5 protein-coding genes are annotated in these 10,560 nt (G+C 62.1%); all 5 read left to right on the top strand.

Annotated features, from left to right (window positions below; genetic code table 11):
* Positions 1-577 precede the first annotated feature (577 nt).
* The 5 genes from FPP74_RS11620 to FPP74_RS11600 all read left to right on the top strand — a co-directional run bounded on the left by FPP74_RS11620 (position 578) and on the right by FPP74_RS11600 (position 10,524).
* Positions 578-2,248, top strand: coding sequence for a SpaH/EbpB family LPXTG-anchored major pilin (locus FPP74_RS11620; RefSeq protein ID WP_144718709.1), 1,671 nt, complete (start codon positions 578-580; stop codon positions 2,246-2,248).
* Between the two features lie 193 nt (positions 2,249-2,441).
* Positions 2,442-3,344: a class C sortase gene (locus tag FPP74_RS11615; RefSeq protein ID WP_144718703.1), complete on the top strand. Its 903-nt coding sequence runs from the start codon at positions 2,442-2,444 to the stop codon at positions 3,342-3,344.
* A 15-nt stretch (positions 3,345-3,359) separates the two neighbouring features.
* Complete coding sequence (locus FPP74_RS11610; RefSeq protein ID WP_144718700.1) at positions 3,360-4,214, top strand: prealbumin-like fold domain-containing protein; 855 nt, start codon at positions 3,360-3,362, stop codon at positions 4,212-4,214.
* A 14-nt stretch (positions 4,215-4,228) separates the two neighbouring features.
* The gene (locus FPP74_RS11605) at positions 4,229-7,678 is read left to right on the top strand and encodes a VWA domain-containing protein (RefSeq protein ID WP_144718697.1); all 3,450 of its coding nucleotides are present in this window, start codon (positions 4,229-4,231) and stop codon (positions 7,676-7,678) included.
* Between the two features lie 179 nt (positions 7,679-7,857).
* Positions 7,858-10,524, top strand: a complete 2,667-nt coding sequence (locus FPP74_RS11600; RefSeq protein WP_144718694.1) for a DUF11 domain-containing protein — start codon at positions 7,858-7,860, stop codon at positions 10,522-10,524.
* Positions 10,525-10,560 lie beyond the last annotated feature (36 nt).

The raw sequence follows: 10,560 nt of genomic DNA, 5'->3' as shown, positions 1-10,560 counted from the left end.
CTCTTTCTGTGTTGAGTTGGCATGCAGGCTGGTTTAACAGCCAGTGCCAGTAGCACATCTCATGGCTGGAGTGGTGGACCTTCATGTTGCAAGCCAGGAATCCCGATTCGACGAGCACTTTCCCGCCGTAGCCGGAGGTAAGACCGGGAATCTATAGCTCAAAAAGCACACATTTTGTCGCTTAACCCTGGCTTTCTACCCCCGTTCGTCCACACCCGAGGGAGGTGCTGTGGCGAAGAAAATTTCCAGGGGTTGAGTGTGTCTGGCCACACTCCACCAACCCTTCGGCGATTGAGTCAAACGTCCAACTTCCCAGGTTAGGGGCCTTAACTCTCTGGTGAAGAAGTGCGAACGAGCTGCCTAAATGTCTGAGTATTCAAAGTTTTTCCAGTTGAGCCCTAGTTAATTGAAACAAACATGTATTTATCTAGACACTCATGCAGTTTGGGTTTAGATTCCTAGGTGGTGCCCAAGCTGGGCCCCATGTTCAAGCCGGGAGTGCCGTTCTCGGCGCACCTTTCCCACCGCTGACCACATTGGGCCCAGCGATTTCTGATTTTCCGAAAGGACTTTCACCATGGCCAAAGCCATTGCAAAGACCGCAGCCATCGCTGTTGCTGCGGGCCTGACCTTCGCCGGCTCCGCCGGTATTGCTACCGACGTGTTTGCGCAGGAGATGAACACTACCGCCGTCTCAACCGCTCCTGGCGTCCCGGACGCGAGCAGCATCACTGCAGAAAATGCGACGCTGACCATCCACAAGCGCGTGAACCCGACCGAGCTGCGCCCGGCAAACGGCGAGGCTGACACTGGCGCTTCTGGTGCGGGCCTTGCGGGCGTTGGCTTCACTGCGGAGCGAATTAACGCGGATATTACGAAGCAGGATGAGTTCAACAAGGTTGCCAAGCTTGCGAACGATCGCGATATTGCTGGCGCCAAGGCGCTCGGAACCGGCGAGGTTAAGGCCTTCAAGGACACCGATGCTAAGGGTGAGACCAGCCAGACTCTCCCTGTCGGTGCCTACATCATTCGCGAGACGAAGACCCCGGCCGCAGACACGACCGAGGCTTACGTCCCCGCTGATCCGTTCATCGTCTTCTTGCCGATGACCAACAAAGAGGGCACCGGCTGGAACACCGATGTCCACGTGTACCCGAAGAACTCGATGGCCAAGGTCTCCAAGACCGTCGTCGATGAAGGGGAGAACACTAAGAGCGACGCAAAGGGCGAAGCAGGGAAGCCTGGATACCTCGGCGCTCGTCCGGCCGACAATGCCGTAGTCAAGTACACCCTTGACGGTGTCGTTCCCGCAGCTCCGGCAGGCCGCGAGCTGAAGAACGTCACGCTCACGGATGCTTCCAAGAGCGCCGAGCTGCAGTGGGCGAAGGAGAACAACGCATTCATCGAAGGCGTCGTTGTCGTCCGCAACGGCAGTGAGGTAAAGATCGATCCGGCCAACTACACCGTCAACACGACCGCCACAGTCCCGACCAACAAACCCGAGGGCCTCGCCGCTGGCGCGGACCAGGCGTTCACCGTCACTGTCGACGCGCAGAAGGCTGGCCTGAAGCCGGGCGAGACCGTCCGTGTCAAGGTCAAGGCGACCATGCTGAAGGATGACACGACGTCGAAGGGTATCGAGAACTCCGTCCGTGAGTCGTTCGTCTTCCACAATCCTGGCAACAACACCGACGATGCGCCGAAGGAGACGCCGGACGACAAGGTCGTCACCTACGTGGGCAACATCAGCGTCTACAAGCGTGGCGACAACAACGCGGCACTGGCTGGCGCTGAATTCAAGATCGGCAGGTGCAACTCCGGCAAGGACGGCATTGCCGGCGACGCAATCCAGACCGGCATCACTGACGCAGACGGCAACCTGACCTTCCCGGGCCTGCACGTCACCGACTACGTCAACGACGCGGAGGTCACCGACATGGTTGCGAACTACTGCGTTCAGGAGACCAAGGCACCGGCCGGCTACGCCCTGCCGAAGGGCAAGAACGCGGTTCGCGAGATCGAGCTGAAGCGTGCGACCTCGAAGGCGCTGAACGCCGACAAGACCGCGTTTGATGCAGCTGCAGGCACGAACGTCATCGCAAACGGCGCCGTGATCGACAACGTGAAGAAGACCACGCCGACCCTGCCGGCAACCGGTGGCATGGGTGTGCTGATCATCGTGCTGGCTGGTCTGGCCATCATCGGCGGCGGTGTCTACGCGGCACGTCGCAACTCCCAGACGGCGTAAGCCGCGCGGCGGTCGGCGCACGGTAACGGCGCGCTGACCGCCTGGTACGCCCGTCCGGCCTCTGGTGAGGGGCCGGCGGGGGTGCGAGTGGGCGTCGATAAGCAATGGGCGCCCAACGCCTGAACGCGGGGAGGCGTAAAACTCCCGCCCAGTTTTTACACATCAGCCGTGCCTAGGTAGGAAGGATCGCGCAGTGACTACTGCCGTGGAAGGCAAGCACCGCAAAAAGCCGGCGCAGAAGCCGTTTTTCCAGCGCATTGCGCTGCCGGTCATCATTATTCTGGCGGGGCTGATGGTGCTGATGTACCCGGTCGTGGCCACCCAGTGGAACAACCGGGTGCAGGAGCAGGTGGCCAAGCAGTACGAGGAGCAGATCCAAGAGGCGCCGCCGGAGCAGATCAACCAGGCGCTCGAGGCGGCCAAGGAGTACAACCGCACGCACACCGACGGCCCGATTCTGGACCCGTGGCTTGCACGCATCTCCGAGGACAACCTGGACTACCAGGAGTACGAGAAGCACCTCGAGGGCGTGTCCGCGATGTCGCAGCTGGCCATCCCGTCGATTGACCTCCGCCTGCCCGTCTACCACGGCACGCGCGACGAGACGTTGCAGAAGGGCCTCGGCCACCTGTACGGCTCGGCGCTGCCCACCGGCGGCGAGGGTTTCCACTCGGTGATCACCGGTCACACGGGCCTGACCAACGCCACGCTTTTCGACGACCTCGTGGACGTCGAAGTCGGCGACGCCATCTACCTCTCCACCTTCGGCGAGCGGATGAAGTACCAGGTCTACGACATCGAGGTTGTCCTGCCCGAGGAGACGGACAGTCTTCGCGCTCAGGAAGGCCGCGACCTGCTCACCCTGATCACCTGCACCCCCTACGGCATTAACACGCACCGCCTTCTCGTCCACGCGGAGCGCGTCCCCATGGATCCGGACGAGGCGAGCGTGCTCGATGAATCCACCAGCACCGTGCAGTGGTGGATGTGGGCGCTCGGTCTGGTCGCGCTGGCGATTCTCCTGGGCTTGGCCTGGTGGATCTGGCGCGAGAAAAAGAAGAACGATCGCGCGGGCGCTTCGAACGAGGAGGTTTAAGTCCTAGTGCGCACAATGAAATACTTCGCAATTGCCGGTGCGGCAACCATGCTGATCACCGGTGCCTCGCTGCCGGCCGCTACCGCCAACGACCGCGTGGTCACCGGCAACGACCGCAACATCGCGGCGGAGGATGTCGACCCCAACGAGCCGATCTCGCTGATGGTCCGCAAGGTGGCCAGCAACCCGTACGACGACCTCCCGGCAGGCCAGAAGCCGACGTCTATCGCCGGCGCGATCTTCACGCTGTCGCAGGTGCGCGGTGTAGACATCACAACGTCCGGCGGCCGTAGCGCGGCGCGGAACATGACGCTTGACGACGCCCACGCAGCCGGACTGGACAAGATCTCCACCCTCACCACCGGCGACAACGGCCGCGTACAGTTCATGGACCTCAAACCGGGCCTGTATCTGCTCGAGGAGTCCGCTCCGGATTCTGACTACGACTACCGGCTGTCCAACCCGAAGCTGATCATCCTGCCGCTGGCCAACGCGACGGGTGACCGCTTCAATTACGACAACGTGATCGTGACCAAGCCGGGCAACAACCTGCCGGGCGGCTCGACCTCGCCGAACACCCCGCCCCCGACTCCGCCGACCACCACGGTGACCACCACCCCGACGGTGACGCCGAGCACGGAGCGCACGCCGTCGACGGTGCGCACCACCGAAACGACCACTGGCCTGACCACCGCCAACGGCGGGGGCGGCGGAAGTAACGGTGGAGGCTCGAACGGCAGCAACAGCAACGACGACCGCGGAGGCTTCCTGGCTTCTACCGGTGCAGACGTGCTCTGGGCCGCAGGACTGGGCATGGCCCTGGTGCTGGTCGGCGTGATCCTGGCGGCACGGAGGAAGGAAGTAGACTAATGAGGAGTACATCGATGCGTCACACCACCGCGCGCGTTCGCCTGGAACGTTCGGTCCGTGCGCTGCTCGCGGCCGTGCTTGTCATGGCTATTGGCGTCGCGCCTGCTGGCGCGGCTGAAACTTCCGCTCCCGCTGCGCCCGAAATCGAGACTGCAGCTCAGACGTCTGAGCAACCGACCGCAGAGGCTTCGGCTGAAGCAACGACCTCGCAGTCGTCCACGCCCAGCTCCTCGGCTCCGGTCGACCCGAGCGCGCTTGTCCCAGGCGCTGTTACCCAGGACGGGGTGACCGTAGAGCGGAGCGGTGACGTAGACACAATCCACGTCCACGACTCTGAGGGCGAGCTGTGGCAGTGGGGCGGCAAGGCCTCGATGGAGAACATCTTCGCGCTGACCCGCAAGGGTGAGGTTACCGAGGTCCTCTCCGTGACCGCCGACGGCCGCAAGCTGGACCGCAACAAGTTCGGCTGGGTGAACAGCAAGGACGGTGCCTTCATTGGCTTCGACCTCAATGCGTTGCACAGGATTCCGCCCGTGGACGTGACCATCGAGGTCAAGGCTGACGCCAAGGGCGACTACGAGATCGCCGAGAGCGAGGACATTCCTACTGCGAAGGAGTTCTCCAAGACGGGTTACGACCCGAAGGAAGAACTCGACCCTGAGGTAGAGGCGCAGCTGCGTGCTGCACCGGTCGCGACCGTGCCTGGGTGGCCGGACACCGAATTGAAGGTGGAAAACCTCGGTACCAATTGGGTCGGAGGTAATCCGGAGCTGACCTTCAACGTGAACGGCACTGCAGACGCTTACCTTTTGACTCGTTTTGCCATCAAGAAGACGAAGAACGACTCGAATACGAAGAACGTTGAAGGGCCGGTAACGATAAGCATTTATCGGGATGGCAAGGAGATTGAGAAACGGTCGCTGAACTTCACCACTGTAGGCACAAATGAAAACTCAAAGGTGCTGAACCAACGATTCTGGAACAAGAATGCGCTTGGTAATTCCTACGATACGGAGTTTCGTCTGGTCCCTGAGGTGACAGACCTCAAACTCCAGCGAGGCGACACCGTTAAGATGAACGTCATTGGACCGCCAAACGGTCAATACGCTGTGCAGGTGTGGGGACAAGAAGCGAAACTCGCCAAGACATTCAACATCGTGGGTGAGAACGGCATCAAGATTTCCCCCACAACCACCTCGGGGGATAGCTCCGCGTACACGAGCACAGCCCAGCTGGGGGAACGAATTAACTTTGAGAAAGCGACAGTGCGAGTAAACGCCCCGAACAGCGTGCTTGCTTGGGAGCAATACCGATTTGATGTCAGCCTCATTGAGAGTGGAGTAACTCTGGGACGCAAACTCGTTGCGCAGACTCCGGAATACGTCGAGTTCGAGGTATTCCCGATGAAGGACGGCAAGCGACTTCCCGAAGGGGAGACGGTTCTGGTCGAGTCCGGCGCGGCCCTCACGCTGAGGACTTCCTTTACCGATGATCCGGAGAACATCGATGCAAAGGTGACGATTCAGGGAACACCGGTCCGGAGCCAGGATGATGTGAAACCAGTTACTCGTCCAGAGGGCGAAGAGTGGCTTCACCCCCGTGTTCCGAATCCACCGCTCCCGCAAAAGTGCGGGTTGAGGATTGCGATTGTTGCTGATAGGTCGACGTCGTTGACGTTTGGCGACGTCAACGGTTTTGAAGCGAGCCGTAAAGCAGCTAAATCGTTGGTGAGCTCGCTCGGAGGAACCGCAAGCCAAGTTGGTGTATTCAACTTTGCTCGCCAGGGAAGCGCTAACACGAGTGGGCCGATCTCACTGAATACAGCGGATGGTGTGGATAAGGTTAACGCGGCGATCGACCAATGGACGACGAACGTGACCGGTGGTTCCACCAACTGGGAAGACGGTCTGAAGCAGGCCCAAGGCGGTGGGTACGACGTTGTGTACTTCATTACCGACGGCATGCCGACGTGGGACAATGCCGGTTGGCAAAAAATTGGCGATAAGAACGCAGGTGCGTTTGTTCAAGAGCGGTCTCTTAATCGTGCCATCGACGCTGCGAATGAATTGAAAAAGAACGGCACGCGAGTGGTGCCGATCATGGTCGACCTGAAAACGCGCGACGGTGCGACCATTACCCAGGACTTCGTGCTGAAAAATGTTACGTGGGATACGAATCCGTATTACATCTACCTCGATAAACCTAAAAACGTAAATGTTGATTCCGCAGTTTACAATACGAATGCTGAAGACCTGTATGTAAATTCTCAGAAAGCTTGGGAGCTTCGGGTACTCAAAGCCAAGGACAATAGCTACCGGGGTAAAGGGGACATTACGAACTCTCTTGAAGAGTGGACGTACGGGGTACGAGGCGTTACGAAGATGGGCGAAGATATTTCCGGTCCGGGCGATACCTTGCGAGTTAAGGCGTATTCCCAGCTCGACGCGGAGATGAAGAAGCTGGGCGCGTCCCTGAACTCGTTGTGCGAGGGCGAGCTTATCGTGACGAAACGTATCGTCGATGCCAACGGGCAGATCACTGACGCCACGGCATCGGGATGGGATTTTACGGCGACAGCACAGAATCCTGTGTTGAAGCCCGGTCGACGCGTGGTTTCTACCTCTGTTTCTGCCAGTGACCGGGTCGGCGTGGCCGAGTCGAAGCTGACGACCTCAGGCAAGGATGAGGACAAGGGTACGGTAGCTTGGCGTACTTTCTCGGGAGAGCGTTCCGAGTTCGCGGTCCGCGAAACTCAGAAGGGCGGCTATAGCCTTCGACCACAGGGCGGCAAGAACGCCACGTGCTATCAAGAGATCGGTCTGCCAGGCGAAGCAGGCTACTTCAAGACCGATGCAGAAGTGGTAAACGATGGGTCTGACGGATTCAAAGTGATTTCCGAACCATACGCATCCGTTCACTGCGTCGTGGACAACACCCAGGAAGATGCCCCGCTCCTCTCGCTGAACCTTCAAAAGGTTGATGCTGATAATACGGCGATGGACCTTTCCGGTGCGGCGTTCACCTTGGGCTGGGACGGGGACTCGGGGCAGCCGAATGCGATCGACGTGAAAGAGGACGCAGAGGCAAAACGGTATATCACCGATGCCGTACTGGTGCCTAACCGGATCTACACGCTGTCAGAGACGAAGTCTCCGAAGGCTGCCGATGGAACGCAGTACGCATTGCTGGTGAAGCCAATTCGGTTGCGCGTCGTTCCGGAATCCTCAGACGGCCAACCTTCAAAGGTTGAGTTTGAGACCAACGGCGAATGGACGACGGATGCCTCGGCTGCTGGAGTTTGGGCCAAAAGGGAGGACAATACCGTGTACGTCCAACTCGCCAACGTCCGCCAGGGCAACTTGCCGAAGACTGGCGGGCACGGCCTGCAGGCGCCGCTCGCGGTGAGCACCGTGCTGATGCTCCTCGGTGCAGCGCTGGCGCGCAGGAGGGCCGTCCAAGTTTAGGCTAGGCATGGACTTTTCAAACCGTTAGACTTCTCCGTGGTGATCGCCCCACCTTCGCAGGGGCGGCGCACCCCGGAGAAGTTTTTCCTTTGCCCAGTTCATGAACGCTCTCCGTTACAAGGCGACGGAGGCTCGGACCGGATGCCCACGACCATCCAGACAGAGGAGGTATCGACCAAATGCGCACACATAGTGTTGCAGGCGTCAGTGGGAAGCGGAAACGGGAACTGCGGACGCTGCTCGCTGCGCCGACCGCGGTGTGCGTCGTGCTCTTCGCCTCGGCACCGGTGTCGGTGGCTGATACAGAGACCGAGACGTCTGCGGAGGAGGCAACCGTCACCAGCGACGTGGAGCAGGCGGATGACCCGACCCTGGCAAGCACAGCAAGCGCGGAAGAACCGACCGGGCCCGAGACCGCGACGAGTGCTCGGTCGGAGGTTTCGGGGGTGCCTGAAGGTGGGGGCGTGGGGGCGTCGATAAGCAATGGGCCCATCACTGTCGAGCGCGACGGCGACGTCGACATCGTGCGCGTCCACGACCCTGATGGCGAGCTGTGGCAATGGGGTGGCGCAGCATCGGCGGAAAACGTGTTCGCACTGGCGCGTGACGGCGAGGTGGGCGAGGTGCTGTCCGTGACCGCCGACGGCCGCGAGCTGGATCCCGAGGATTTCAGCTGGGCGAATACCGAGCGCGGTGCGTTTGTGGGGTTTGACCTCAATGCGCTGCACACGATTCCGCCGGTGGACGTGTCCATGCGCGTGCGCGCCGGCGAAGAGGGGGAGTATCGGGTCGCGGAGAGCGATGAGATCCCTGCGAAGCGCGAGTTCGTGGGGTTTGCGGAACCCGGCGAGACGGTCGCGCCCGGCGCGAGGTCGGCGATGCCGTACGCAGCTACCAGCACCATGGGGCTGCCCGCGGGCCAGGCATGGTCGGTGGAGCAGAAGCTGGCGACCACCGAAACAGTGACGGGCACGGCTACGCTCCCCGCCAGGGACGACGGCGACAAAGAAGTGATGGGCTTCGGCGGGGTGAAGCGCTTCATGCGCACCACCGCGAGCGGGTCACGGCCGGACACGGTGGTCCCCGCTGGCAGCAGCCCCACGCTTGCGGTAACGAGGATTCGGGTGATGACCACCTCGCCGAGCGTGACGTTCCCGGTGGGCAAGATTGCGCTGCTGAAGAATACGCGCAGCTGGTACTCGCTGGAATCGGCGAAGGTGACGCCGATCGTGGAGGGCGGCGTGACGCGTGGGTACGACATCCAGCTGTTCGATCCCGAGTCCGACACCCTGTACAAGAAGGTGGACATCTGGAGCGGCAACCAGCTTGCCGTGTCCTTTGAAAAGATGACCGGCATCCCGCCGGCGAGCAACTACGCGCTTGAGGTCTACGCCTCGCACCCGGTCACACAGGAGAGCGCGGGCGATTACGCGTGGGGCAATGCCGCCGACCCAGAGAAGCGGCGCACGACCGTCACCCCGTCCGGCGCAGACGGGATCGCCCGCGCCCGCGTCACCCGCACCACGCAGGAGGACGGCGTGCTGGAAGGCGAGGTCGCGGCGGCGGTGCAGTCGCAAAACGGCTACGCGCTGGACGGCGGCGAGACGCTTACCATCACTGGCCCGGACGGCAAGGTCCTCTACACGTGCGAGGCCGGAGAGGACCCATCGTGCGGGATCGCGCCCATCCCGGCGCAGGGGCAGACCGCGGGGGAGGGCGGAGTGAAGTTCACACTGCCGCAGCGGCTCTACGTGCCCAAAGGGTCGACGGTGGCGGTGACCATGGACTTCCGCAAAGACCCAACCCTGCCGGTGGCGGATAAATACCTGCGCGGGCCGTCCGGGCCGATCCAGCTGGACTACATCCTCACGCCAGGCGCGCCGAGCGACCTCGCCGTGACCAAGCGAAATGCGCTGCCGGGTGACCCGGCCGTCGCCGACCAGCTGCGCGCCGCCCACGAGGCCATCCGCGCCACCGGCGCCGACCCCGCCGACTACCGGTTTTGGGCCATCGATCTGAAAAACGCCGGCACCACCGAGGTCCCCGGCGCCACGCTCACCGACCCGCTTCCGCGCGGGTTCGACCCCGCCACGGCCAGCGCCCTACCCGCGGCGCTGATCCGCGGGTCGCGGCCGGCGGGGGAGAAGCTGGCGTCGAAAAGCACTACTTCTGACGGCGCACTCACCGTAAACATTGGGGCGCTCCGACCAGGCGAGACGGCGCGCGTCCTCGCGTTCGCCCGAGTCACCGGCACCTGCACCCCCAACACCGTCACCGCGCGCAATACGGGCGGCGAGCTCACCCCGGCCGACAACGTCGCCACCGCGCCGTGCCCCGTGCAGCTGCGCGTGCGCAAGGTGGATCACCAGGATCGCACAGTGGCCCTCGAGGCCGGCCTTGAGCTTCGTCCGCTTATCGACGCCTCGTCGTCCCCCATTCCCCTCGCCCCAACCCCCGACGGCTTCCTCACCACCGGAGCCGCCCTCGAGCGCGGCCGGGAGTACCAGCTTGTGGAGGCGAAGGCGCCCGCCGGCTACTCACTGCTCGCCGAGCCGATTGTGCTGCGCGTCGTGCGCGAGGGGGAGACGGACGTCCTTGAGTTCCGCGGGCCCGACGGCGCGTTTTCTCAGGATTCGCCGATGGTGGGGCTGTGGGCGGGCGCGCCAGGGGAGAACGTGCAGCTCATCGACGCCGCCAATACCGTGAGTGTCTCCCTCGCCAACGTGCGCCAGGGGAACCTGCCCAAGACTGGTGGTGCGGGGCTTATGGTGTGGGTGGGCGTGGCGTCGATAATGCTCAGCGTTGGTTTCTGCGGGCTGTGGTGGCGCGGACGGCGAACTGGCTAATTGGTGGGCGAAGCTGTACTCTTTCTAAGAACGCCG

Origin of the sequence: Corynebacterium sp. NML180780, assembly GCF_007786415.1 — a bacterium.
Taxonomy (GTDB): Bacteria; Actinomycetota; Actinomycetes; order Mycobacteriales; family Mycobacteriaceae; genus Corynebacterium; species Corynebacterium gottingense.
The sequence above is the reverse complement of the archived record's forward strand: the minus strand, read 5'-3'. Positions and strand labels throughout refer to the sequence as shown.

Bases quoted from the DNA above. Each gene is read 5' to 3' on its own strand.
- FPP74_RS11600 (WP_144718694.1), top strand. From the start codon at position 7,858: ATGCGCACACATAGTGTTGCAGGCGTCAGTGGGAAGCGGAAACGGGAA.
- FPP74_RS11620 (WP_144718709.1), top strand. From the start codon at position 578: ATGGCCAAAGCCATTGCAAAGACCGCAGCCATCGCTGTTGCTGCGGGC.
- FPP74_RS11610 (WP_144718700.1), top strand. From the start codon at position 3,360: ATGAAATACTTCGCAATTGCCGGTGCGGCAACCATGCTGATCACCGGT.
- FPP74_RS11605 (WP_144718697.1), top strand. From the start codon at position 4,229: ATGCGTCACACCACCGCGCGCGTTCGCCTGGAACGTTCGGTCCGTGCG.